A 25,894-nucleotide genomic window follows, 5' to 3' on the forward strand; every position below is an offset into this window, starting at 1 on the left:
CATGAGAATAGGTAGCCTCTGTTAGTTGGTTTCACGCCGTGAGCGACCCTCTACATGTCATCACACATCCCCGCACCAGCGAATTAACCAACAATGAACGGCTTTGATACGTGCTGTTGGTTAATCTTGCCCAGCGACTCAGGCTAGGACTTCTGCGGCCACAATCGAGCAAGCTTACGATAGGTCGATGGGTGGATCCGGCTGTCCAGAGTATCTTACGAACAGAGTGCGTACTGATGGGTATGCCACGAGCCGAGAGAGACGAAGAACGAGACGAACGCATCGAGATGCGGATCATCGTCGATACGTACAGTGCTGAAGAGCAGGCGATGGGCTGGCATACGTATCTGGGCGACACGATGGACTTTCCCTTCGAAGCACGGTGTGTCATCGAGCGAGCGGAATCGCCCCTGAATGTGGGCGAAACAGTACGCGTTATCGAAATGTCCCCGACTGAGCCGACGCTCAGCCAGATGTTCGTACCGGTAGAGTGGATGGACAGAACCCTTGGCGTGCCATTAGAGCAATTAGAGCCCATCGATGCCAGCAATAACACGGAACAGGCGATCGCAGACTGGCAGTACTGGCTCGACCGCTGAGAGCCGTGCGTCCGTGCTCGAACCATCCCTCCCGAGAGACGGACAGTGCCACGCCTCACCGACCCCCGACCAATCCACAGATTGAATCCGTCCGAACCCATCCATTCTGATATTGAATGCGACTCGAGTTCGACGACGGAACCCTTCTGCTCCGTGATGCCTCCGACGACACCCCGTATACGGAGTGGGACGACCGCATCGACGAGTACCGCGCCCAGGCGTATCGGTATCGACCTCTCCTCGAATGGGCGGGCGCTTGGGCGGACGGAGACGAGCAAACAACGCTGCAGGACGGCTTCGATCACGCTCTCGAAGACGCCGCACGGGCGTATCCTGCCCTCGATCTCACGCCTGCGCTCCACATCGAACCACGCGACTACCAGCAGGCCGCCCTCGATGCCTGGATCGATCACGCGCGGCAAGGGAGCGTCGTCCTCCCGACGGGCAGCGGAAAAACGTTCCTCGGATTGCAGGCAATTGCCGATGCCGGTGTCAGCACGCTCGTCGTCACGCCGACGATCGATCTAATGAACCAGTGGCACGCCACACTCACCAACGCCTTCGGCGAGCAACTCGCACAGCCGATCGGCGTCCTCGGCGGCGGCAGCCACGAGGTCACTGCGATCACGGTCACCACCTACGATAGTGCCTATCGCTACGTCAACGAGTACGGCGATCAGTTCGGCCTGCTCGTCATCGACGAGGAACACCATCTCCCGGCCCCAACCTACCAACAAATCCCCGAGATGACGATCGCCCCATATCGTCTCGGTCTCACAGCGACCTACGAGCGCCCGGACGGGAAACACGAACTTCTCGAAGATCTCATTGGTCCAGTCGTCTATCGGGAGCACGTCGACGAGCTCGCCGGTGAGTACCTCAGCGAGTACGAAACGATCCACATGTCGGTCGAACTGACGCCCGACGAGCGTGAGACGTACGACGAAGAGTACCAGCTCTATCGCGACTACGTCGACAGCCATGACTTCGATCTGTGGAAGGAACGTGGCTACCAGGAGTTCCTCAAACGGACGTCCTACGATCCACAGGGACGGCGGGCACTCATTGCCAAGCAACGAGCCGAACGACTCGCCCGGACAGCCGAGAAGAAACTCGACACGCTCGACAACCTCATCAAACGTCATCACGACGACCGCGCCATAATCTTCACTGCGAACAATGACTTCGCTTACGACATCTCCCAGGAGTTCATCATCCCCTGTATCACGCACCAAACGAAAACGGACGAGCGCACCGAAATTCTGGAACGGTTCCGAACTGGCGAGTATTCGATGCTGGTAACCTCGCAGGTCCTCGACGAGGGGATCGATGTCCCGGCGGCAAACGTCGGGATCATCCTTTCGGGGAGTGCCTCGAAACGCCAATATGCCCAACGACTCGGGCGGATTCTCCGGCCCACCGACGACCGCCAGCCAGCACGCCTCTACGAGATTATCGCTGCGGACACGATGGAGACGTACGTTTCCCAGCGCCGCCGTGAGGGGGTGAATGCGTAGTGCTGACGGCTAACCTTGCCCGGTCACGAACGACCGACAAGACGATCACACCGTTGTTCATCGATCCATCTGAAGTGCGCTACCGGGAGACCGCCCGAACACTCATCCAGCTGTTCGAGGATCATCTCGGCGAATCGAAAGGCGACCTTGAAGATGCGATCGACGAGCTGACCGTCGCGGATACCGACTACAAAATCGTTCAGGGACTGGCGAAGCTCCTCAAAGACGAGAGCAAGTTCGACGTAGTCGCGTTGGTCGAACCACGAGAGATTCGGCGGCGGCTCTTCGAGAAAGCCAACGAACGGTATCCCATCGTCCGCCAACCGACACTCGGTGAGGACACACAGAAATTGGAAATATATAGCGCGGTTGCCGACGAACTCGGGATCTCGCTCGAAGACTGCTACCGTGGGATGTACGCCGACCTCGAGGACAACAAGCGACTCGTTCAGATCGGCACGCGGACGGCTGACCGATACGCGAGTAACGGCGATACATCGACCTCAACGACCGCGCTGACTGGCAGCAGTGACGAGGAATACGAACACACTGACCTCACTGTACATTGGCTGCTGACTCGATACAATCTTGCGCTCGCCCAGGCGGTCCTCTACGATGCCACCGAAATGCGGATTCGTGTGTGGGATCACTTCGGGACGGTGTTTAGCTACGTGAAGCTGTTTGGCCTGATGCATCGCATCTATCCGATCGACACCGACGGCGGCCGCGTCGCGAATACCGATCAGGCCACAGGGTATGAAGCTGTGCTGGATGGACCAGCATCGCTGTTCTCGAAGTCACAGAAGTACGGGATTCGCATGGCGAACTTCCTCCCAGCGTTGCCCCTCTGTGATCGGTGGGAAATGGCCGCCGAAATTCTCGTCGACGAAACGACCAACGAAACGCGGCAGGTCACACTCGACCAAAGCGAAGATCTGGATTCGCACTACAGCGCTGGCAAGCGGTTCGATAGCGACGTCGAGCGGACGCTCGCCCAGAAATGGGAACGATCGAATACGGACTGGGAGCTCGTACGCGAGGACGACGTCTTCGACCTCGGTGCCGAGGTGATGATACCTGACTTCGCAATCGAACATCCCGATGGACGGCGAGCGATCCTCGAGATCGTTGGCTTCTGGACGCCGGAGTATTTGGAGGCAAAGCTAGAGAAGATCCGACAGGTGGAGGCTGAGAACTTCGTGCTGGCTGTCTCAGAGCGACTTGATTGTGCCAGCGAAGACTTCGGAGGCGTCGCCGATCGAGTGCTGTGGTTCAAAACAGGGATTCACGTCTATGATCTGGTCGAAATGGCTGACCAGTACGCGACTCGACATGCTCTCGCTAATACGGACCGCTGACCATGCTCCCTCAGTCATACGTTCTTGGGGCATACTTTAGGTTCGCGTCCCAACCTCTGTGCCGGGTTTGAATTCGGTTAACTCCTCGATGCGCTGTTCGAGTTCTTCGACCTCCTGGCGCAACGCATCGGCGTCGGGGTCCTCACTGAGGGTTAATTGGTTTTTCAACCCTTGCAGTCGCGTTTCCTTTCGCTCCTCGTCGACATCGGCTTTACGCACGTATTCACTCTTCTCGATCTCGTATACGTCTTCTTCGGAGAGGTCGGTCACCGCAAGCGCGTCGTCGACTTTCTTGCGATCGACGGTCATGATCCGTTCACGAGGGATGCCTACATCCTCAAGGACCCGGAGAACCTCCGCATCGTCTTTCAACGTGCGATTGCGCCGCGTGGTCCGCTGCACCGACCCATATTGGCCATGTACCGGTTGATCGTGGTGTAGTCGGTCAAGTAGCAATTCACGGATGTCTTGACGGAGGTCGCCTGCATTGCGCTGGACATCTGAAGACAATGTGTAGAGGTTGATGAGCGCCGGTGTCTTGCACTCCTCGAGTGCCATCGGATCGTGCCGTTCCAGCGCATCAATGAGGAGCAGCATGTCAGCATAAATATCGAGATCAGGTTCGATACGCTCCTGATCGTCGTTCGATCGTGATGGTCTACTTTCGATGAGCTGGGAACTCGTGGGGTCATCTGTTTCAGTAATCGTGCCTGTTCGTTCGTTGCACTCGTAGCGTGGATGCAAGCTGAGTACTGCTGCATATGGTTCCGCGTCTGGCGGCAACCGTTGGAGATCGAAGGTGCCACCGATGTCGTCGATTCGCTCGACAAGCGTGGCAAATTGCTCGCGCTGCAGCGGCTGTGATTCCTCCGAATTGACGAACGTGATAATAATGCGATGCTCTTGACTGTCGGTAATCTGGAACTGCTTGTCCGTTAGCGGTGTGACGAGCGTCGCACCCTCCGAGAGCGCATCACATTCATCGAGCAGTGTATGCCAACTCGCGCTAAAGGGCATATCTGATGCTAGGCGACATCCAATAAAACGCCTCGGTCTCAGTTATGAGAGATTCGAGGAGAAAATTTGTCCTTTAGTGCGGGGAGAATGTCACCAGCAAACGATTCTCATGGTCGTCGCCACAGAGGGCGAGGCAACTACAACACGGAAGTTCGATTTCGGACTCTGGAAGGCATCTCCGGATCATCCTGATCGAAACCCGGAAGAACTACTCACCGCATTTATCGATGACCTGGTGGCGACCATAGACACAATCGGGCCGAGTGGCCAGCGGAGTTAGTCTGTCGCCGAACGGAGTGAGGGCAGTTCCGAGCACCGACGGCGCGCAGGAACCGACCGACTAACCCGCTGGCGGTCCGGGAGGGGGCGAACGACGGCCCGGCCGAAGTGGACGGCGAGCGGGCGTACACTGCGCACACACAGGGACGACATCGCGAAAAGTAGATCGACCAGTCCACAGAGCGGGATTGAAAGGGGCCATCCGCTCGCGTTAGTCGTGGTCGTCTCGGCGACCGCTATCGCGGACCGGGCGGTGCGGAGAGGGCCGCGATATGTTGCCGAGCGGCCGCGAGCGGGCGGGGGCTTTCGACGTCATCACGGTGCACTACCACTCCTTCTTCTCCCCGCAGAACTCCTCAAAACCGAAGACACTACGAGCCATCTACAATTTCATATAGTGTTAATACAATATCTCATCCAGAAATGTGTCAGCATGAGCGATGATGATATTACCATTCTTTGTACCGGCGACCTTCATCTAAGCCGCCACCCCAGTCGGATTCCCGAGCGATTAGATGGCCCGGCGTTTTCTCCGAAAGCCGTTTGGCGTAAAACGGTCCAACGAGCCATCGACCGTGACGTTGACGCGGTCGTCGTCACTGGTGATATCGCTGACCGGGAGAACCTATACTTCGAAGCATACGGTGCCTTTGAGGACGGTGCTATCCACCTCAATGAGGCCGAGATTCCGACGATTACTATCGCTGGAAACCACGACTTCGACGTGTTGCCACGGATTGTGAAGGACTTAGACCTCGAGAATCTCCATTTGCTCGGTGAAATGACCAAATAATGATGAGAACTTCGTGCTAAATATAGAGTGTGTATTCAGCACTCCGGTTGTGTCAGCTGGTGAGGAGGTTCAACATAACCATCTCCTTCACAAAAAGGTCCGCCTCTAACGCGATTTTCAACGCAATGAAAGTTTATATACTCCTGACACCATAAATTACCCATGGCCGATTTACGTCAAGAATATTACGATAAAAATCCCAACGGCACCCAAAGCTACACACAAGATATCCAGAATGAACTTGATGAACTCATTGGACAGGCATACGATGTCGCCAACGAAACAAGTCTAAAAAACCCATTCCTTGAGGCATGCTTCAACCGCATTGACCCTAACCAGAGTTGGGAAGAACTTGTCAAAACACACGAAAATTACGACGACTCTTGGAGACCCCAAAAGAAGCGGGCCACTGCACTACGTATGTTGATGACTGAACAGATCGGATGGCCAGATGACGAAGGACTACTCGGGTTTAAACGAAAGTACCTCGTCGGAATCCTAGTCGCAATCAAGGCAAGTGACCGAGGGATCAATCGATCTGAGGATCATGTACAGGTCACGCTTGATCCCAATTTTGACCTTGGTCTTTTTTTGGAAGAACTGCCGAAACGAACGTGTCCCGAACTGGACCTCCCAACACTCATGACCTTTTCAAATCCCATTGAGTCGGATGCATCTTCCGTACTCAAGGATCAAAACATCGATCCATCTACTAACAATCACCATGTAGTATACGTTATTGACTGCACACCAGATGCAGATAATGAACGATCGACAATCACGTCAATCAGGAAGGATGCACAAGCGAAGAAGAGAAGCGGCAAGGCGCTAAATGAGAGAGAAGCTGCGGCGGAGTTCTTGAATGAATCAAAGTGTATTCTCTATGTGGGATACTCTCATGAGTTCCCGAACCGGATGAGCAGGCATTATGAGGGGAAGTCTAGTGGGTCTGCAGATTTTGTTAATCTCTACAAGCCGAAACGGTTGTTGGAGGTGACTGATTATCCATCTGAACCTGAGGCTAGAAAGATGGAACGGATTCGTGCTGATCAGTTGCGGCGTGAGACTGATTGCTACGTTTACCAGGCTTGAATCGGTTCACAATTTTCACAATCTTATAATGAGCGCTATCGATAGAGAGACTGTTCCAGCATAAACAACACCGGGTTGGTTGGCTAGTTGGGGGTTTATTAATTTGCCAGCGTGCTCTTCCGAGATAACTTTGCGTAATTCATCCTCTGTATTCGGTACATGGCCTCTGACAAGTATCGAGTAGATTGTAACGACCGCATTACATTGCTCACCTGTGCTGAGCGACCGCTACCCTTCTCCGACCACTCTGGACGCGTGCTAACTATGCGCCCTGTATTCAGCACAGGTGTGAAAACTGTCATCAACTCGGTGATTACAACGAACTCTCTACAACTAGTCGGTCGCGAGCGATGCGGAGGGCGGCACGCGGCGAGCAGGGCGGGCCGGAGAGAACCACCAGTAAAACAGTGAGCACCAAATCTCGACTATCCCCTCCGGGTGGGATTGAAAGGGGCCGTGCGCTCGACGAGCGAGCCGACGTAAGCACCGCAACAGAGTGAGGAGCGCAGCGAGACGCAGCCGTCGAGCGTGCGGGGGCTTTCGAGGCCATTGGCCGCGGAAACATTGCTCACTGCATTCATTTCTCTACTTAGCCGAGTATCGTCTGTTCTATTCGATGCCTGTCGACTCCGAACCCCTACCTGCCGCCCGGTATGCAGACATAGTGCTCTCCCAACCTCGATCTACTCTCCAGCTGCAATCACATTGAGAACGGTGTCTCAGTGCCATCATCCCCTAACAACAGTCATTCAAATCAACCGCATCGAATCACCGGGATCATCGCCGATGATATCTGCTATCTCGAACACTGAAATCGCATCCGTATAGCCTTGTACGCCAACCGCTCGTTTAACACCCTTTCTGGCTGGCTTGTCGTCGGTAAGTACATCGGAGACTATTCATCTAGCGGTGAGTATGGTCGAAATCAATCGACTCGTTGTTTTCGACCTCGTAATCGAATCCAGCGTTACAGCCCTCGTGGATGAAAACCGCTCTCGGTAGCGATAGCTAGATCCCGTACCCATCATATCGGTATGTATCGTTTCGCTCCGGTCATATCCATCCGTACGGGACGGGGATGCTCTATTATACTATTTTTTCCTATATTAAAATATTATAAAAATACAAAGTTTAAGTCACGCTCCTCTCGGACGGAGCACCCAAAATGGCCGACACAGACGATACCGAGGCACAGGATCACGAGACGACTGACACGAGCATTCTACTCGAACGCCGACGAGATTTCCTCCGCAAAGCAGGGGGCGTCGCGGCGATAGCGACTATCGGTTCGGGTAGTGCGGCCGCCGAGAGGAACAACAGTGGCTCGTTTAGCGACTATCCCTTCAGCCTCGGCGTGGCTTCCGGCGACCCGCGTCCGCACTCCGTAGTGCTCTGGACCCGACTGGCTCCGGAGCCACTCGCTTCAGACGGTCGGGGCGGGATGCCAGACCGGAAGGTCCGTGTCGGCTGGGAAGTCGCCGAGACCGAAGCCTTCGACCGGGTTGTCGACCGGGGGACGGTCTCCGCCACGCCGGAACACGCCCATTCGGTGCACGTGACCGTCGACGATCTGGAACCAAACCGTGAGTACTACTACCGGTTCAGAGCTCGCGACGCGGTCAGTCGTGTGGGACGGACTCAGACAGCACCGCTGGACGAGTCCGAACTCGAGGAACTGCGGTTCGCGCTTGCCTCCTGTCAGGCGTGGGTCGGCGGGCGCTATGCGTCCTACCGGAACATGGCGGACGAGGATCTCGATTTCGTTGTGCATGTCGGCGACTACATCTACGAGAAGGGTTCGACGCAGTCGCTCACGGACTACCGGCTGTTACACGCGCTCTATAAGACATCGCCAGACCTCCAAGACGCCCACGCCTCGTTCCCGTTCATCGTCACGTTCGACGACCACGAGATCGAGAACAACTGGGCGGACGAACAATCACAGGAGGACGGCGAAGCTGACCTGGACCCACAAGTGTTTCTCGAGAAGCGAGCTAACGGGTTCCAGGGCTACTACGAGCACATGCCCCTGAGAGAGTCCTCAAAACCGGACGGGCCTGATATCGACATGTACCGTCGGTTCTCGTTCGGTGACTTAGTCGACCTCCACGTTCTTGACACGCGCCAGTACCGCGACGACCAGGTCTGTGGTGACTGGCTCTCTGCGGACTGTGCGGAACGGTTCGAGGCTGGCCGGACGATGCTCGGCGACGAGCAGGAAGCGTGGCTCTTCGACGGGCTGGAAAACTCACAGGCGACCTGGGACGTGCTTGCCCAGCAGACGATGATGTCAGAGTACGACTACGACCCTGACGAGGGAAAACTCGTGAATGTCAACCAGTGGGACGGCTACGTCGCCGCTCGAAACCGTCTCTTCGATGTCTTTCGCGAAACGTCCGGCCTAAACCCCGTCGTTGTCTCAGGTGACTGGCACACCAACTGGGCGAACGATCTGAAAGCGGACTTCGACAACCCCGACTCGGAAACTCTGGCGACGGAGTTCCTCACGACGTCCATCAGCTCCGGCGAGTCCTGGGCAGACGACGTCGAACGGGCGCTCTCGGCGAATCCGCACGTCCAGTTCTTCGATGGCGATCACAACGGTTATCTCCAGTTCACCGTGACGCCGGATGAGTGGCGGGCGGACTTCCGGGCGGTCGCCAACGGTGACCGCTCGAAGTACGAGACCCGTGCCGACCCAGATGCCGACGTCACCACGCTCGCGACCTACGTCGTAGAGGACGGCGAACCGGGAGCCGCACCGGCGGAAGACTAATTAGCCGGGGACGGACCTTAGTACGAGCAGTCTCCTCTTCTCGAGAATCTGCTCGTTCTGGATTACACCACGGATCCATACTCGCCGCCCGCTTCTGGAACGCACAGCACCGCTCTTGACTTATCTTGACTGCCACTCGTCGACACTTCGCTTCCCGGAACGGCCGGAGGCCGCATGCCCGGACTGGTCGGTCGCGAGCGACGCGGAGGTCCCGCGAACGCAGTGAGTGGGACGTCAGTGAGCTTTGCTCACCGGAAGGCGGCACGCGACGAGCGGGGTGTGCCGTTCAAAACCACCTACCCTCTTAGATTTCGCGCGTAGTGGAGCAGCTACTTTCCCTGGTGGATTGAAAGGGGGAGGCCGTCTCGGTCACCGGGAGACTGCGTCTCCCGAACTCACGGCACGGAGTGCCGTGAACGTCCCCCGACTCCGCAAGCACCGCAAGAACGAGGAGCGCAGCGTGGTCTTCGTGAGTACAGCGAACGAAGGCAGGGAAGTCGCAGCCCGCGCAACAGAGTGAGCAGGACCATCTTCCCGTGGTCGCGGGATGCCGAGCGCCGGGAGAGTAAAGCTCTCCCGAACTAACGGGCGGCGACGCCAGTGAACGGCCGAGGGCTTTCACCCTGTACGTTCCCGTCTCGACTGAGTTAGTCGAGTGTTGCAAAATACCGAAGTCATTTATATATTGGTTCGCTAGTATGCAACAGTATGCTCACAGAAGGCGAGGTTCGCGCCCTCACTACCCTCCACGGTGAGCAATCAGTCTCTGAACTCGCAACGAATCTCGATCGGAGTCTTAGCTACACCTCAGAACTCGTCGACCGGCTCGAAACGGCTGGCCTCGTCGAGACACGCCGACAGGGGAAAACAAAACAGATTCGACTATCGGACGCAAAGGCATTTGAGCTACTCACTACTCTCATGCAGCAGTATGCACACATCGACTGGCCGGAGTTGTTGTCAGGGGCTGCCCTCCGTGTGTGCTACTACCTCGACACCCCACGAACCGTGACGGATCTCGCACGCCACGCCGACGTCCACAGAAGTACCGTCCACCGTGCACTTACCCCGCTTCAACATCGCGGAATCGTCTACCAAACCGACGATGGTGCGTACGCACTGAATGATGGATTCGAACAGCTAAGCGTACTCGCTCGTGAGCTTGCCCATCACATCCACCGCCAGACTATCGAAGAACAGACCGACACCTACACCATTCTATGGGAATCCCTCGACGAGTTCCTTGTACAGACGACGACTGAGATCGCCGACGAACACTTCATCCCGACAGGGCCAGACCAATTCCAGCGATATGGCCTCCCGCTCTTGGCACGTGACCGCAGACACTACCTCTATTCGGAGACACCGAGTGATCTCTCGCCGGAGACATTGTGCTGCCACATGCTCGTGATTGATTCGGGTGCACGATCTCAGTCATACTGCCTGCTCTTGCTCAGTCACGTCGACATCGATCGCGACGAACTCCGAGCCCAAGCCGTCACGTACGGCGTCGACGACGTCGTCGACGAGCTTTGCACGTATCTCAACACCAGCGGTGACCAGCGGACAGCTCGACTTCCTGAGTGGAAGGACTTCCAGGAACTCGCTGAAGAGTACGAGGTGACGCCATGAGGGCGCGATTTGATAGCTCATACATCCGGTCGGAACTCGAGCGCATCGGTCAGCAGCTGGACAACCCACTCACCGTCTACTTAATTGGCGGTGGATCGATGGCGTTTCGTGGACTCAAAGAGACGACCAAAGACATCGACCTCATCGTCTCCTCCGGGGACGATCTGAGTCAGCTACAAGCGGTGCTCCTCGAGTTAGGATACGATGTCGTCCGGGAACCGGACGAAGAGTACGAAGAACTCGGTGCCCAGCGAATTCTCGAGAACGATGATGGGTGTCGCATCGACATCTTCAATCAGCAGGTGATCGGCAAGCTGATTCTTTCTCCAGGCATTCGTGAGCGGAGCGAACGGCATCTTGACCCGGGAACTCTCGTGGTCGAGCTCGTGAGTCCAGAAGATATCTTCCTGTTCAAAGCGGTCGCCGGTCGGGTGGACGACATCGAGGATATATTTTCGTTGATGCAGACCGGCCTCGAGTTCGATGTCGTCGAAGGAGAACTCGAGACGCAGGTTGAACTATTGGATCAAGAATTGTTCGTGACGTACGTGAACGAAGCGTTGACCGATCTCACCGAGCAACACAACGTGACGACACCGTTACACGACCCCGTTGCGGAGATTACCGAGCGCGTCTACGAGGAACTCGAAGTGCTGCACGCGCTTGACGAACCGAAATCGGTGGCTGACCTGCAACAGGAACTCGACCGTCCTGCAACGGACGTACAGGATATTGTGAGACGTCTTGAAGAGAAAGACGCAGTCGCGGTAACCGAAGGGCGTGTAGAACGCCGCTCAACAACGATCTGACTACGATGCTGGGTCTGGTAGGAAGGTAAAACCGAGCGGCTGAGGGCTTTCGGTGGGGGTCACTACTGCGCCCTTGTTGAAACCCTCAAACGCTGATAGGTTTCGATGGGCGTGCTGAATACAGTGTGCGTATTCAGCAAGACGTCTGAAAACCTATGGAGTCCCCGGAGCCGACTTGTCTGTGAAAGGGTTATATTGGATTATGCCGGTCATTCAGTGTAATGGCGCCGATCTGTATTACGAGGTGCAGGGAGAGGGGCCAACGATTGTGTTTCTTCACGGAGCGTTTGCCGGCCTGCGGTATTTCGAACCACAGATGGTCGAACTCAGCGAGGAGTTTCATACGGTCGCGCTCGATTTCCGCGGACATGGGAGGTCGGAGAAGACGGAGACTGGCCACACACTTCCTCAACATGCCCGCGATCTTCGGGCTTTCCTCGAACAGCTCAACCTGACAGACGTCGCGGTCGTCGGCTGGTCGATGGGGGCGCTCGTCTCCTGGGAGTACGTCGATCAGTTTGGCACAGAGAGAATCCGTGCATTGGTCGATATCGATATGGAACCATCACCGTTTCAGCGAGAAGATTACGAATTCGGGACGTACACGATAGAGGGAATGCAAGAGGCACTCAACGGAATACAGTCGAACCCATTGGAACTCACCGACGAGTCGATAAAGTCACTGCTCAAAGACCCCCCATCGAGGGAACTCCGGAACATGATGTTCGATGAAGAAACCCGAACGCCGCCGTCGGTGCAGGGCTCGATGCTCCTCGGTATGATGCGAGATTACCGAGACGTGCTTTCCGAAATCGATGTCCCGACCCTCGTCTGTGCAGGGGCGGACGAGAAATGGCGGGGTGTCGCCAATGTAAAATACGCAGCTGAGCTCATCCCAGCCGCACGGTTCGAACTCTTCAAACAGAGCGGACACTGTATAACCGTTGAGGAACCCGAGCGTTTTAATCGAGTCCTGACCGAGTTTCTCGACTCAATCTGACCATGACTCACGACCTCTTGAACGGTTGAGTTGGGTCGGTCTTGAAAATGAACGAATCCTCCGTGATGGTTGCGTCCTCTGTATGTAGCACGGAGTTCCTATCAAATACTGGGGATCTCAACAGGGCTGCCATCCATATCTAATAGCAGTCCAACCACAATGAGCGCCGTCATGCTTGTTGGTGTAAATAGACCTTCTCAGTATAATCTGGGTTTGACATATAACGATGAAAAGTCGGCGATTGTACTCCTCATGATACTGGGGTACCACTCGACTCAATCCATGGTAGTATGTCCTCACTCGACCGACGGTGAATACACGTACTCTGCTCAAAATATACTATTGCTGAAACAATCGGTTAGTAGCGACTGCGACCTCATTCACGAGGGATCGTCCATTGGTTGACCTCCCATTGTTGTTCTTTGTTGTCGGATTGCCACCCTTCTTTGTACGGTTCCAATTGCTCGACTTTCTTTGTTCCCTGCTATTGATATTTCCGTGATTGTCGCGATCTTTGATCTCCCTCGCAATTCAGCACTTACATACTCTCCACCTGCACCCCTGTACCCCCCTATTACTTTGGACGATTTTGGAGGTGCAGGTGGCGAAATGACGGCGTTAGATTTGCATATAATAACGTAGGGCTTCTCTCAGGCCGTTATTTGTTATATGCAACTGATTTTGGCTTCTCTGAGAGATATATGCACCGTGTTGAGCCTTCTAACCGCAGAATTTTGCGCTTTCCGGTATTCGGGCCATTCTTGTTACTCATGCTATATGAAAAAGATTGGATTTGCTATATGAAAATAGAGGCCGAAAATCGGCTCAGACGCCTGAATTCTTTGCACACAATAGCTTATTCGTATTTGCAAAACCGGCAGTACAAGCACTCCAAGATAGAAGTCAAACAGTAGGTAACCAATATGATACAACAGTGGAAAGAAACCCCCAACGGGAGGCTATCGCGATGGCTACTCTGACTGCGTATCGAGCTGCTCGTACATTTCGTGAGGGAACGGAAGACTGCCATAGATCGAGTATGGACACTGGTCGCGCCCGATACAAAAGCGCTGCATATCATCATTTGAACAATTCATTGGGAGGGGGATCTCACCCCCGATATCGTTCTCGAGTTCGTATCGAATCTGGTACTCCGTCGTCTCTTCATCATACCATGGCCACCGGGAGAACAACTCTTTCACATCACTGATGAATTCTGCTGTACTCGCGTCTCGATACTGGGGCAACCACCATGCCATCCGCACCAGATTGAACAGATCTTTTCGGACAGGTTTTTTCTCCTGGAGCCGCTCGTCCATTGCCGCTAGACAGGGAAGTTCGAAGAGGTCCTCGAGATCGTCAACATGAATCGGCTGTGCGCCATCGCTGTACTCGGTGAGCGTATAGAGGTTACGCCAGCCAGACTCGACACTCACACTTGGATGATTTTGCATTGCGGTGAGGGCATTTCCGAGACTTCGGGACGATGTAATCGCATCACAGGCGTGTTGTTCCCATGTTCGATCTGGCTCGTATGCGTCAAGGGCATCGTACAATTCTCGCGCCGTCTGCGATTCACCAAGTTGTGCCGTATCGGCAGCTGCCGCTTTGACAGCGTTGATGATCGTCAGTAGATCTCGTTTTTGCGTACTCCAATTTTCCCAGAGGCGATGAGTCTGTCCTGCCTCGAAAAACCGGTCGATCCGGTCTGTGATTGCTGACTCGTTTGCAGTCAGCCAGCTGCGTTGCTCTGGGGTAAGTGCGTCTTCCTGGGCAGTGAGTAGTCGTCCAAATGCATCCTTGGCATATGACCGATACTTCGTCATAAAATCCGAGACAGGGACATACAGATTGTTGTCCGCGATGTGCGCTTGGATCTCGCCCTGCTGGTCACCATCACGATCCGTCCGCGCCAAGCACTTCCGTGAGGCAGCAACGAGTGGAATTTCAAGATAATATCCATCACCGAAGTCGGATCGTGTCGTAATGTCCGTGCAGACGCGACCCGAGTGCGGACCGTCTTCACCCGACTCTTTCGCATAGAGGATTTCGGCGATCTCCTGGTGGAGCGACCAATCCTCGTATTCTCGTACGAGTGAGGCAATGTTGTTCACATAGAGTTCACGCAGATCACCGAGCAGAGCGAGACGCCGAGGCGGCGTATCTTCGAGTTTGGGATGATCCATGATACAGACCGCGCCAAGAGTCACGAGAATGGCGAGCATTCCTGGGTCGTCAACATACGGTTGCTCTGCGGCCTTCTGACGCGTACTTGGCGTGAATACGTCGCACGTGAACCGCTCGATATCCGCGAGCAATTTCTCTGTTTCTTGCGTCTCGTCGACCATCCAGTGCTGATACCCACGCTCGAATAGCTGTGTGAGCTGGAATTGATCTTCATCGCGAGGCAGTGCTGCTACGCGATAGGCGGTATAGTCGTCGTTTAGCGGTGTCTTTCGGGTCATGTTGTGAGAAAACTGGGGACGGCTTCGGTTCGGAAGTCGAAATCCGGACTCTGGATTGGTTGGACGACTCGCGAGACATCGGCGTGGAGTGAGTATGGCAGTCGCATTACGCGGCGGCGATCAGCTGTGACGACTGGATCGATCGGGATCTCATACTCTTCAAGCAGGAGGTCGTTGATTACTTCGCGACTCTGTTCGTCGTAGCGGTGCTTGTGGTCGGTATCGAGCAGGTAGACGTGACATCCTTGTCCCGAGTACACAACCATTGTCTCCGTAGCCGCGAAATCATCCTCGAAGATCTCCTGGACAGCAAACCCATACTCCAGGGCTTTCTCAATATCCGCGAACGCATACGGATAGCCCTCGGGGGCACTGTCAACAATATTTGTCTCTCGAAGGTGTTCGGCATCGACTGGGTCCGGGGATTCGGCGGTTATTTCTGTGTGGGATGTTGCTCGCCGTGCTGCGATGTCTTTGGCGTCGATATCGACGGCAAGCACCCACGGCCGTTCCCAATGGTCGAGCCCATAATACACGGCGTCGGGTCGTGGTTCCGGACGTTCGAGGAGATCCGGATCGGCAAGTGCATAATTACTTCCTTGGAGCGGGTCGTGCCGAGCTGGATACTGGATGAACTCGATCAGCTCGTCTATTGAGGTGAACTGCTCTGTGAGTCGATCGCCAGACTTGTTGGTCTGCCAGGTTTCCCGACGAATGAACGTCCGATCGGGTGCAGTCTGCTTCCGAACGGGGTACACCTCACGGAACGCGAGAGCGTACTCCTTTGGCCCCGCTGCGGTAATGAATGAGGGCAGCGCATCGACATGGGCTGGAAAACTCTCCGTGTAGTAGGTGTGAAGGTCATCACGAGTTGCTGCTCGCCAGGGTGGGGTCATGGGTTCTCGGGAACCTCCACCTCGGCTTTCAGGCTCCGGAACGTGTGCAGGGCTGCCATTCCTGGATCGTCGTACCCACCGATCGCTGCTCGTAGCGAGCTAATCGTCCGTTTCTGGGTTGCACTCAGCGAGATATCGAGCTTCCCAGCACTAGTGAGCGTCTCGATTGCATCGAGGAGGAACTCTTTGTCTTCACACGCCCAGACAGCTGCTGCGTCGACGGTCGCGAGTTTCTCGTAATCAGCCAGCAACGCTTCAGAATTGTTGCTCGGAGTTTCGACCTCGCCCACCCAGATGAGTTCGTCTTCAGCATTGAACCCAGCAACGTCAAACACGGTATCTTCTGCAGGCTGGTAGTAGACCTCCGTTCGGGCAACGTCTTCCTGTTGGGTGAGCCACGCTTCAAGGAAGACAACCCCTGCCTTATGTGGCGTTTTCTCACCGAGATCACCGACTCCAGGATTGACGTCCAGTGAGCGATCGAGGAACGTTCGACCGGCAGGAAGAATTGTATAGTATGTCTGCCAGAATGACCGATGTTCTTCGATGAAGTCCTTCTCTTTGAGTGTCTCGATATCGAGAGTGGAAAACGGTTCTTCAAGTGCGCTCATACTCTCTAAGAGTGAATACTCCTCGACCTGGTGGTTCATCGCGTCAAGCACGAGACCGAGGAACGCTGCTTCATCGCGGGTTACGCCTTCTGCCCGAAGCGTCTCATCTGGAATATCGGTTGTTGCGTCGCTAAAACGGCCCGATGCTTTCGATCCTGAAACGAGAGTGCGTTCGGATTCATGGGGTTGGCCCGATTCATCAGCAGTTGTCGTGGCGGACTCGGTAGCAGATGAATCAAGCGATGCAAACTCCTGGATAGAGATTTCAATGCCGTAGTCTTCAGCATGGGCTGCGATTTTCCGGAGTCGATCAAGGAGGTCACTCGTGGAGTCAGTCGTCTTGTGCGCCCGCCGAGCGGCAACGAACACCTCGTCTTTCGACGCGAACTGACAGCAGGCGCTTGCTCGTCGCTCCTCAGACACCGTATACTCGGTACCACAGAGAGCACAGACGTAGCCGTCAACATCTACATCGTAGTGGACGTGTTCGGAGAGTGCAGCATCACTTGATCGTTCGGCCTTGTCGTCCGTGTCCCTCGGTTCTTCGCCTGCATCTGTGGTTCCCGCCTCTCCTTCGCTACTAGGTCCATTCTGGGTCCCCGTTTCTGTCTGCTCGGACGATGTGGTGTTCGGTGTGTCGTCAGCTGGTGACTGCTCCGTTGTCGGAGCGCGGAACATGGAAGCGCGTCCGAAATCCGGGTCGTCACTCGGTCGATCGCTCGCTGGTGTGTCTTCTGTGCCCGATGCTACCTCACCGTCTGCAGCTGTGCCTGTGGCGTCACTCACACCCTCTCCACCGAAGAAGGGTGTCTCGGCTGGAGTGCCACCGTCGGCAGCTTCAGCGTCGGCTGTGTGCTCTTGAGACCCGTCTGTCTCTGCGGTGCTCTCCTCACCCATCTCTTCAAGCGTATCCCGTGCATCCCCATGCCCGATTGTGCTCGGACGATCGGGGATACTGCATTCAGTCTGAGTTCGTCGTCTGACCTGTGGACGGGCCATCTCTTCAAAGAGGTGACGTGCATCACCGGCGAGTGGCTCATCACTTTCCGGATGACCCTCGGGAATGGGTAATGGTGCGAGTGAGAATGTCGTCGGATCTGTTTTGCCAAAACCGGGGCTCGGAAGTTGCACGATCCACTCGCCAGACGGCAACCGTTGTATCCGCTTGCTAAGGTCTTGTTTAGACAAATTCTCGTGGGCCATCGATTTCGCGAGTTCATCGTCAACCTCGATGTTCCCGATGATTTTCGTCTTCACGTTGTTCAAAATCTCTTTGTATGGTCGATTCGACCGACTGTGATCGTTCACTTGATCGGGGTACTGCATAATCAGGCCAAGGCTCACACCGAAGCCCCTGCCTTGGGGCAAAAACTCCTCATAGACGAGTTCGGAGGTCGCAACCGCTGCTGCCTCTTCAATAATAACGTTCGCAATCTTCTCGTCACTCGCCATTGGTTTGTCCTCGCCTGTTCTGCTCTCATCGGACCATCCCTGCGCAGCATCCCAGAGATTGCTCAGCAGAACCATCGTCAACGCGTTGCGCGAGTCAGTACGCAAGTCACCGATGTCGAACAGAATCACTGCATCTTCATCGAGGAAGTGCCGAAAGTCGAAAACGTTCTCAGTGTATTCGTTGGCTTCGTCGTCCCACTCAGGGACGTGATTGAAGATCTGATAGAGGTGTTCGAGTTCGACCAGCTTGTTCAATCGATTCGCAGCCCCACCCATTGACTGCTGGAATTGCGCCTCGTCCAGCTGACACTGTTGGAGTAGCGCCCGTTCGATATGCCCATTCTCTGCACAAATCTCTGGGATGATGCGTTCATGGCGCATCTGATAGACGGCCTCAATGAGCGTATCCAGGCTAAATGCGTCTTGACCGTACTCCTTATCAAACAATGCTTTGATCAAGAACGTCAGGATCTCGTTCGCAACGAATGCTCGATCGTGCGTTTCTGTCCCGAGAATCAGCCGCATGACTTCATGGAAGTGCTCGACGGTATCCTGAATTGCATCTTCACGGCGCCGCCCCATCGCAAGCTTGGGGCGGATATCGAAAAACGAGAAGGCTGGGAGCATCTCCGGCGCATCGAAGTGACAAACGTTATCGAGCGTGCCGAATTTCGCATAATGCGCTTTCAGATAGTTTTCAACCATTGCATCGCCTTTCGATTCGAGCAACACTGTTGGACCGCCGACGTGCTCACTCAGTGTCAGCATGTCATTCTGGACGCTTTTTGACTTTCCCGAGCCGGTCGAAGCAGCGCGAATGTAGTGTGTGACGAGTGTCGATATGTGAACGTACACCGCGTCATCAAGGGGTTGGTTCCGGTCTTTGAGCGGCAGACCAATCGCCATCCCGGGTGCTGATAATCGGTCCAGCATCTCCGGTGCTGGGAGTGACAACGGCTGGCGGAGCCGCTCTTTGCCACGAGTACCACGGGCCCCTTCTGTGGTCAATGCATGGGCACTCGGTACAGCCACGAAATTGGCGAGTTCGTCCGCATTCAAAATGAGCTGCGAGCGTTTGCGCCCTTGGCGAGAGATGTTGAGTGAGCGATCGAGCAGCCGTTTGAGCTCCTTCTTCGCCGGATCGCGAATATTGGTCAGTCCCTTCGTGAGACGGTTCCCGTCGAGTTCATAGTACGCCCCATCGAGATGGTTGAACGCGTTCGCAAGCGCGTCGACGTCACTCTCCACCATTCCGATCGTCGGATCGTCTGCATCAGCAGGTGGCACCCCCGCTGCGCGCATGTTTACCAAATACGTTTGAGACGGGTTTTTCTGGTCGATGAGTGTCTGGCGAGAGGCCACCCCACCGCTCGGCGTGTGTGGTGATTGGCCGATATTCTCCCCAATCTGTGGCGCGTCTCGGCCACGCCGTCGATCGCGAATCTCTTCTTCGTCATAGCCCCGAAGCATATCTCTGAAATTGGTCTTCGTGGTCTGGACGAACCCATCACGTTTCGTCTGAATATTCTCCTTGCGAGTGTTGGCAACGTTCTCCCAGTCCGCATACCGAGTGAAGAGCACTTGCAACACGGTGGGGGCACTCGCGTTCGCAAGCCGCTCGACTGCCGTTGCGAGCGGGGCTTTTGCCGATGCACTGTCTCCGTGCTGTGTCGCGTGGAGCTGGGAATACTGTGTGAGTGGCGTCATCCAATCGTCAGTACGCGTGGCCACGCCCTGCCACCGAGCCGCGATTGGTGTTCGGGTCAACAGTTCCGACCGCGCATCATCGATCGACTGGGACTCGCCAGTATCCTCGTCGGTATCTGTGTCGGTGCTCTCCGCGGACTGTCCGAGCAGTTCCTCGGGCAGCGTGAGTTCTTCCTCTGAGAGATTGTAACTCGCGGGATAGGCGGTGGTCAATTCCGAGCGGATTGTCGACAAGAGCGTCTCATCTGTGGCACCGAGATAGAAGCGCACCGGCGTTTGGTTCCCCTGTGTAAGCGCGAGAAACTCGAACGTGGGTGCATTTTTCAAAGGATGGTATTTGACCTTCCAGCCAGACTTCAGTTTGCGTAGGCCGGCGAGGCGAGAGATGATATCGTTGGGGGTGACACGTTCGTGGGCTGGTTCAATTCGAATGTAGCGACGAGTAGTTGTCATGGGTGTACTGTGATTCCTGTAATTTCGTGCGTTAGTTGGTGGTCGGTGCAGTGTATTCGTGAGCCTGTTCGAGCAGTGATTGCGGAATGTCGTACTCTGCGGCGCGTCCATCCGCAAGCAAATAGGAAACATCGCTCGTGTCAAGCGCATTCTGCTCGATCAAGTACTCCCACGGGTCGAGATCTTCGTCGAGCACGTGGACGGCAAATTCATCGACATGCAGCTGAATGCGCTTCTTCCACTCATTGACGAGCAGCAAACTCTCCGAGTGGGTCCCGTCTTCACCGGTCTGTGCAGAGGCAATGAATCGCTGTTCGTTATGCGTGAGATCGTGAGCAGCGATCATCTCCTCGCTCACTGATTCGTGCCGGAAAATCTGCTTGATGTTACAGAGGTTGTAGATTTCGCGAGCTTTCTCGAGCGCGTCTGCAGACTGCTCGGTTGACTCAACTAGGAACTCGTCTACTGTCTGGGAGATCAGCGTCAGTCCGGTGTTGAAGTGGCGACTATGCCGGATGAAGAGGTCGATCAGATCCGTCGTGGCTGCTCGACGCAAGAGGTAGTGTGCCTCATCGATTGTCACCTGTGTCCGGCGATCACTGCTTTGAGCCCGCTGGTAGATCCAGTCGAACATCACGTGCATGAACAGCGGTGCTTGCCCTGTATCGGAGAACATCGACATGTCGATGGTCACGAGTCGATTGTCGAGTTCGACGTTCGTCCGGCCGTTCAGATTCGCGTTCTCACCGCCTTCCTGGAAGGCTTCGAGTCCGAGCAACAACTGGTAGGCGAGTCGTTCGTCCGTGTCTCGGAATCGATCGGCGATATCCTGGACTTTCGAGGCAACTCTTCGCTTGTCGGCATCAGGATGATAGTCGAGGAACTCTGTGGGATCATCGCCATCGGTGATGTGTTCGAGGATATCGATGATATCCCCGATTATTGGACTCGTGTTTTCGTGGGTTACTGGATCCTCGGTGATTCCGTACTGGTAATAGGAAAGCAAGACGGCACGCCGAAGAATGCCCTCCTGTTCATTTGAGAGGGCTTGTCCGTCACCCGAAGCAAAATGCAGTCGGAACAACTCCATCACCGACCGGTACTTCTTGAGGAACGGATCTTCAACCACGTCGTCGATCCCGCGACGAATCTCGAGTGGGTTGATCGTATTCTCGCCACCAAACCGAATGACTTGCCCACCGAGATCCTCGGCAAAGTCGACGAAATCAGCCAGTGGATCCAGGACGAGAAGCTCGATCTCGGGATCCATCATCATGCGATGGAACATCTCGTACTTCTCGGCGAATGTTTTCCCTGAGCCCATCTCTCCTGCAATCACCTTCGAATACGAGGAAAACCGATACCGATCCAGAAGAACGGGCGTATGCGTCCCGTCGAACCCGTAGTAGACGCCCTCGTCATCGGCCAGTGCTGGCTCGATGAATGGGAACATAGTGCCGACAGCTGTCTCTTGCATCAATTGGGTCGCCTTGATCGGGTCATTCCCGAGTGGTGCAAGAGCGTCTTGTGACTCGACTTGCCGTTTCTCGAGTGGGACTGCCTCGGTATTCGCTTTGGCGATGATCTCCAAGGCACGCTCTGTCGCCTCGTTCAATTCCTGCTTTGAATCGGCGATGATCTCGAAATAGATCGCGAAGGTGAACAGCTTCGTCTCGCCGCGAATGATATCCCAGATGAGATCGGAGACGGCCTCATGATCGGATTCGAGTTCGTGGGTATCACTCTGATTCTTTTCGTCTTTCCGATAGAGGCGAGCACGAAGTTGTGTAAGTCGATTGCGAAGTTTCCGCAGAATCTCGTGGGAATCACGCGGCCGGATGTGCTGGGTTACCCGAATGTTGTCGTGGGTTGTATAGAGGTCGTCAAGCCACCCGAGCGGAACACGCTCGGGATAGCCGTGGATTGTCATGGTCCGGACGTACTGGCCTCCGCGAACCATGTACCCCGACTCTAAGAGCCCTGATTCCTCGGAGATCTCATGTGGGGCAATGATATCCCGGTCGGCGAGCGAGCGTTCTGTCTCGTCTTGAAGTACACCGAGACGAATCTCACCGTCCTCGGCAGTTTCGAGTTCGAGGAGGTGTTTCGCTTGGGCCTGGATGTTTTCCTTCGAGAGTTCGTCGCCATTCGCTTCGAGAATGGCGGTCGCCCGATCGAAAATCTCATCATCGATCTCATCGAGTCCAGGCTCGCTCTTTAGTCCAGGAATGAGTGACCGGAGACGGGAGCCCATCGTTAGATCTCCCCCTTAGAGAATGTCGCGTGATCAAAGCGGTCGAACTCCGGTTTGACGTGATTGTAGTAGTGGTACAGGATTTCCATCGTCTCCTGGCGAGTGTTGACTAATTCAGTCGCAACGTCCGTTCGCCCGAGCTTGTCGATCACGCGGCGCTGGCGATTGTGTACTTCCCGGATGCACAGCTCGGTTTCTGCCTTCTCGTGGTTCTTGACCCATGGAAGGCGTTTGAGAATGTTCGCGCCAGCAGAGCCGATAAGCGGGAGCGTGCTTAGTTGATTGAGCACACTCCCAGTATCCAGGTTTGTCGTGACCTGTGCGGCGTTGACGCGAATAACGATATAGTAGTCGCGTGTTTTGATCCCAGAGCCGTCGATGTTGTCCTGGGCCCACTGGATGTAGTAGCGACGTCCGTACTGCAGAATTGGAGATTGTCCCCGTGCAGCAACGCTGGTGCCACCGCGAATGAACTTGTTGTAGTGTTCACCCAGGTTGAACTCCCGGGGATAGCACGGAATGGCGATCGACCAATCAAGTGCCATCAGAAAAGAGATGTAATCACTCATGACCTGCCGACGTTGCTCATAGTTGAGCGTCAACCAGTTCCGGGGTTTGACCTTCACGAGTCCAATGTAATCGTCACCATCAACGGCAATCCCATCATCACGAACATAGTCAAAGCCAAGCTGGGCTTGCGTCGTCGTTTGCTTGTTGAGTTTGTCTTCGAGGTGGAATTGGTCTCGAGCACGCGCTTCGTCACGCGCCGTTGGAAGGTCCGTGTCGATGTCTGCAAGGGCGGCATCCATCGCTCGGAGGACGTCCAAATCTGATTCAGGCCGTTCTGCATCGGTCTCAAGGTCGCGATCGGCTATCCCGAGCGCTGTCCGTACTGTGGGGCCGTCAGTGGATGGCTGTGTCGTGGCTGATCCATTGGTTGCGGTCGTGGAATCAGATTCGGTCGTCTCGGTCTCTGCTTCGTCTCGACTGGTAGCCTGTCCAGTACTGGCTGTCGAGGGTTCTGTGGCAGGCGGTGGTGAATCCATAGTGGTTACTGGTGGGAGTCGTGGTCGTCTTCCGCTTCAATCGTCTCGATGTCGAGGCCGGCGTGGCGGACACCGACCACATCTTGGGTTTTCGTCGTTTCCGTGGCGGGTCGCGTTCGCCGATTTCGGTACGTGGTAGTTCCGAGGTAATAGTGTACACAGGCTCGTGCGTAGCTCAGCGGGCGTTGTGCAGCAGGCGTGATGAGGAGGATCACGACACCGAGGGCAAGCGCAATCCCGGTGGCAATAAGAAAGAGATCACCTGAAGCACCGAGACTCTGGGCAATGCCGAGGCCGAGAAAGGGAAGAACGAGTGCTTCGCCAATATCGCGGGCGGTCAGACCAAAGATGAGCTTTGTGTTGATGATCTGGCCGGCGATTGGGAACGTTTCCATTTGATATTATCTTATGCTGTGACTAGTTAATAATTACCCCATGTGTCGGCTTTTGTTTTATTTCTCACTAACACTAAGGTATTATGCAAATCAGGATATGGGGCCCAGAAGCCACGGCATACTAACGAGATAAACCCGACACGATCGATGCTCTTTCGAGTAATCGTTGACCCCGTTCGGCAGCAATCTAGATCAGTATATTCTTCTATGGGTCAAATATATACTCTTCGGGCACGAAGGATCGCATATGTCCAATCCCGGTCATCCAGATGATACAGATGCTATTGAGAAGGAGCGACAGCGATGGAATCAGGGGTCCTCGACACGTGATCGTGTCTACGACACAGCCATCCAATTGTACGAGCCAGCAACCGTTGACGACGTTGCGAGCCGTGCTCATTGTTCAGAGGGAGCTGCGCGAGAACACTTAGAATGGTTGAGTGCCCGTGGAATTGTCGAACCAATTGATGGGCGGCCGAAACAATACCAGAGAAATCACGCCTACTTCGAGTGGGTTCGTGCGAACGAGCTGCGCCGTGAACACACCGATGCTGAACTCGAGACTAAGCTTTCGGCCCTCGTTGCAGAAGAGCAAGCGTATCGTGAGCAGTACGGTGTTGCTGACCCAGGACAGATTGACGCACTAGCGGAAGCGGACTATGATTCGCTTGAGACGGTCTGGGAAGACATCGGTGACTGGAAAACGATTCGTCGTGACCTTCGGATTATTGAACGGGCACGAAAGGATCGAGACACACTCAGCGGTGCTGGAATCGTTGGGTAGTCTGGATGGACGAAACTGACACTGGTCCTCTTGATGAGGACGTTTTGCGGGCAATTCGGGGGCGATTACTGCAGGACGACCGGTTCACACATGTGACGTTTGAACCGTCTTCAAATCGAGTTCGGAACCTTGGCGCGGAGTATGATCGATCCCTTTTTCCTGATCACATTCAGGGTGCTCGACTCGATATCCGGTGGTATATTGGCGGTGATTTTTCCATCCATTATAGTGAAGAGTGGCAAGATGGAACACAATGGGAGTGCCGATGGGATCGGCATCCAAAGCCAGTCGGACGAACGCACTTTCACCCCTCACCGAATGCTGGACAGGCGACAGCAGCAGACTTTCCGAGCGACTATCGCGATGTCCTTTCAATTGTGCTTGCATATGTTGCTCAACGGATCGAAGCCCTCTGGAGTTAACCCTAAAAACGCTCCAGCACCGACAGAGCATGTGACCACCTTACAGACCTACTCCCGCTTTTTGCACTAAGCAGAACTAAGAGAGTCTAGCTAGCATCTCAAATTATCTAAATCCTTTTATTTTCTCATTGAAGGACGATTTTGGATAGCTCATGAATATTTCCTAATGTGGATTCTACACAGGTCGAGAATTCCATTTTATCGTGATAGAACCACCTTACAAGATTGTGCTAGGAATGATTACGTAACAACCCGATATACGACGTAGAGAGCAATCAGAATCAGCAGCAGGAAAACGAAAATGAATATTACTTCGGGGCCACCAGGAAACGTGAATAGGATTTCTTCCATAATGAGCACTTTTTTCACCGTACATATAAGTTTTCTGTGGCTGTAGATGGTTTGAATGATTTGCACTACGATTGACGCACAAATTCTTTCGGGCGTACCGATGTAGTTGCACTGCCGCTTATACTGCCCAGCGGCAGTAAATCCGCTAAATCGGCCAAATTTGCGAAATCGACCACACTGCAGTCG

The 25,894-nt window shown here is 54.8% G+C and carries 22 protein-coding genes; 13 read left to right on the plus strand and 9 right to left on the minus strand.

All coding sequences use genetic code 11. The features are described 5' to 3' along the window. The first annotated feature begins 242 nt into the window (after positions 1-242). The 3 genes from AC1XDK_RS25695 to AC1XDK_RS25705 all read left to right on the plus strand — a co-directional run bounded on the left by AC1XDK_RS25695 (position 243) and on the right by AC1XDK_RS25705 (position 3,474). Positions 243-599, plus strand: a complete 357-nt coding sequence (locus tag AC1XDK_RS25695; RefSeq protein ID WP_483352871.1) for a calcium-binding protein — start codon at positions 243-245, stop codon at positions 597-599. A 116-nt stretch (positions 600-715) separates the two neighbouring features. Then, positions 716-2,116: a DEAD/DEAH box helicase gene (locus tag AC1XDK_RS25700; protein WP_483352872.1), complete on the plus strand. Its 1,401-nt coding sequence runs from the start codon at positions 716-718 to the stop codon at positions 2,114-2,116. Continuing rightward, the gene (locus AC1XDK_RS25705; protein ID WP_483352873.1) at positions 2,116-3,474 is read left to right on the plus strand and encodes a DUF790 family protein; all 1,359 of its coding nucleotides are present in this window, start codon (positions 2,116-2,118) and stop codon (positions 3,472-3,474) included. The genes AC1XDK_RS25700 and AC1XDK_RS25705 overlap by 1 nt, the downstream gene beginning before the upstream one ends. A 36-nt stretch (positions 3,475-3,510) precedes the next feature. On the opposite strand, the gene AC1XDK_RS25710 is transcribed toward AC1XDK_RS25705, so the two are convergent. Continuing rightward, positions 3,511-4,491, minus strand: coding sequence for a DUF7983 family protein (locus AC1XDK_RS25710; protein ID WP_483352874.1), 981 nt, complete (start codon positions 4,489-4,491; stop codon positions 3,511-3,513). A 712-nt stretch (positions 4,492-5,203) separates the two neighbouring features. Between AC1XDK_RS25710 and AC1XDK_RS25715 the strand changes: the two genes are divergently transcribed. Together AC1XDK_RS25715 and AC1XDK_RS25720 are read left to right on the plus strand one after the other, a co-directional pair. Beyond that, entirely contained in the window at positions 5,204-5,563 is a 360-nt protein-coding gene (locus AC1XDK_RS25715; RefSeq protein WP_483352875.1) for a metallophosphoesterase, read from the plus strand. A 162-nt stretch (positions 5,564-5,725) separates the two neighbouring features. Beyond that, on the plus strand, positions 5,726-6,655 hold the full coding sequence (locus tag AC1XDK_RS25720; RefSeq protein ID WP_483352876.1) for a GIY-YIG nuclease family protein: 930 nt from the start codon (positions 5,726-5,728) through the stop codon (positions 6,653-6,655). Positions 6,656-7,404: 749 nt separating this feature from the next. On the opposite strand, the gene AC1XDK_RS25725 is transcribed toward AC1XDK_RS25720, so the two are convergent. Further along, the gene (locus tag AC1XDK_RS25725; RefSeq protein ID WP_483352891.1) at positions 7,405-7,554 is read right to left on the minus strand and encodes a PIN domain-containing protein; all 150 of its coding nucleotides are present in this window, start codon (positions 7,552-7,554) and stop codon (positions 7,405-7,407) included. A 266-nt stretch (positions 7,555-7,820) separates the two neighbouring features. Here AC1XDK_RS25725 and AC1XDK_RS25730 point away from each other — a divergent pair, with 266 nt between their 5' ends. The 5 genes from AC1XDK_RS25730 to AC1XDK_RS25750 all read left to right on the plus strand — a co-directional run bounded on the left by AC1XDK_RS25730 (position 7,821) and on the right by AC1XDK_RS25750 (position 12,872). Further along, on the plus strand, positions 7,821-9,431 hold the full coding sequence (locus AC1XDK_RS25730; RefSeq protein ID WP_483352877.1) for an alkaline phosphatase D family protein: 1,611 nt from the start codon (positions 7,821-7,823) through the stop codon (positions 9,429-9,431). Between the two features lie 174 nt (positions 9,432-9,605). After that, positions 9,606-9,752: a hypothetical protein gene (locus AC1XDK_RS25735; RefSeq protein WP_483352878.1), complete on the plus strand. Its 147-nt coding sequence runs from the start codon at positions 9,606-9,608 to the stop codon at positions 9,750-9,752. Positions 9,753-10,139: 387 nt separating this feature from the next. Further along, complete coding sequence (locus AC1XDK_RS25740) at positions 10,140-11,063, plus strand: ArsR/SmtB family transcription factor (protein WP_483352879.1); 924 nt, start codon at positions 10,140-10,142, stop codon at positions 11,061-11,063. Continuing rightward, positions 11,060-11,872: a DUF6036 family nucleotidyltransferase gene (locus AC1XDK_RS25745; protein WP_483352880.1), complete on the plus strand. Its 813-nt coding sequence runs from the start codon at positions 11,060-11,062 to the stop codon at positions 11,870-11,872. The genes AC1XDK_RS25740 and AC1XDK_RS25745 overlap by 4 nt, the downstream gene beginning before the upstream one ends. A 202-nt stretch (positions 11,873-12,074) precedes the next feature. Beyond that, positions 12,075-12,872, plus strand: coding sequence for an alpha/beta fold hydrolase (locus AC1XDK_RS25750; protein WP_483352881.1), 798 nt, complete (start codon positions 12,075-12,077; stop codon positions 12,870-12,872). 971 nt (positions 12,873-13,843) lie between these two features. On the opposite strand, the gene AC1XDK_RS25755 is transcribed toward AC1XDK_RS25750, so the two are convergent. From AC1XDK_RS25755 to AC1XDK_RS25765, 3 genes are read right to left on the minus strand one after another with little or no spacing between them, the layout of a single operon-like run. Next, complete coding sequence (locus AC1XDK_RS25755; RefSeq protein WP_483352882.1) at positions 13,844-15,337, minus strand: primase-associated protein; 1,494 nt, start codon at positions 15,335-15,337, stop codon at positions 13,844-13,846. After that, positions 15,334-16,233 (minus strand): bifunctional DNA primase/polymerase, encoded by a 900-nt coding sequence (locus AC1XDK_RS25760; RefSeq protein WP_483352883.1) that lies wholly within the window; start codon positions 16,231-16,233, stop codon positions 15,334-15,336. The genes AC1XDK_RS25755 and AC1XDK_RS25760 overlap by 4 nt, the downstream gene beginning before the upstream one ends. Beyond that, the gene (locus AC1XDK_RS25765) at positions 16,230-19,598 is read right to left on the minus strand and encodes an ATP-binding protein (RefSeq protein WP_483352884.1); all 3,369 of its coding nucleotides are present in this window, start codon (positions 19,596-19,598) and stop codon (positions 16,230-16,232) included. The genes AC1XDK_RS25760 and AC1XDK_RS25765 overlap by 4 nt, the downstream gene beginning before the upstream one ends. A 372-nt stretch (positions 19,599-19,970) precedes the next feature. Here AC1XDK_RS25765 and AC1XDK_RS25770 point away from each other — a divergent pair, with 372 nt between their 5' ends. Continuing rightward, a complete protein-coding gene (locus tag AC1XDK_RS25770) occupies positions 19,971-20,183 on the plus strand; it encodes a hypothetical protein (protein WP_483352885.1) in 213 nt (70 codons plus the stop codon). 304 nt (positions 20,184-20,487) lie between these two features. Here the strand turns inward: AC1XDK_RS25770 and AC1XDK_RS25775 are convergent, their stop codons facing one another. The 3 genes from AC1XDK_RS25775 to AC1XDK_RS25785 form a co-directional block, all read right to left on the minus strand. Beyond that, on the minus strand, positions 20,488-22,710 hold the full coding sequence (locus tag AC1XDK_RS25775; protein ID WP_483352886.1) for a VirB4 family type IV secretion system protein: 2,223 nt from the start codon (positions 22,708-22,710) through the stop codon (positions 20,488-20,490). A 2-nt stretch (positions 22,711-22,712) separates the two neighbouring features. After that, positions 22,713-23,519, minus strand: a complete 807-nt coding sequence (locus AC1XDK_RS25780; RefSeq protein ID WP_483352887.1) for a TraC-like domain-containing protein — start codon at positions 23,517-23,519, stop codon at positions 22,713-22,715. Between the two features lie 242 nt (positions 23,520-23,761). Beyond that, positions 23,762-24,151 (minus strand): hypothetical protein, encoded by a 390-nt coding sequence (locus AC1XDK_RS25785; RefSeq protein ID WP_483352888.1) that lies wholly within the window; start codon positions 24,149-24,151, stop codon positions 23,762-23,764. A 247-nt stretch (positions 24,152-24,398) separates the two neighbouring features. Here AC1XDK_RS25785 and AC1XDK_RS25790 point away from each other — a divergent pair, with 247 nt between their 5' ends. Next, entirely contained in the window at positions 24,399-24,935 is a 537-nt protein-coding gene (locus AC1XDK_RS25790; protein ID WP_483352892.1) for a DUF7342 family protein, read from the plus strand. Positions 24,936-24,940: 5 nt separating this feature from the next. Beyond that, complete coding sequence (locus AC1XDK_RS25795) at positions 24,941-25,357, plus strand: toxin-antitoxin system TumE family protein (RefSeq protein WP_483352889.1); 417 nt, start codon at positions 24,941-24,943, stop codon at positions 25,355-25,357. A 240-nt stretch (positions 25,358-25,597) separates the two neighbouring features. On the opposite strand, the gene AC1XDK_RS25800 is transcribed toward AC1XDK_RS25795, so the two are convergent. Further along, a partial coding sequence (locus AC1XDK_RS25800) for a hypothetical protein (protein ID WP_483352890.1) occupies positions 25,598-25,894 on the minus strand: 297 nt, incomplete at its 5' end.

Source organism: Haladaptatus sp. HS23, assembly GCF_056892285.1.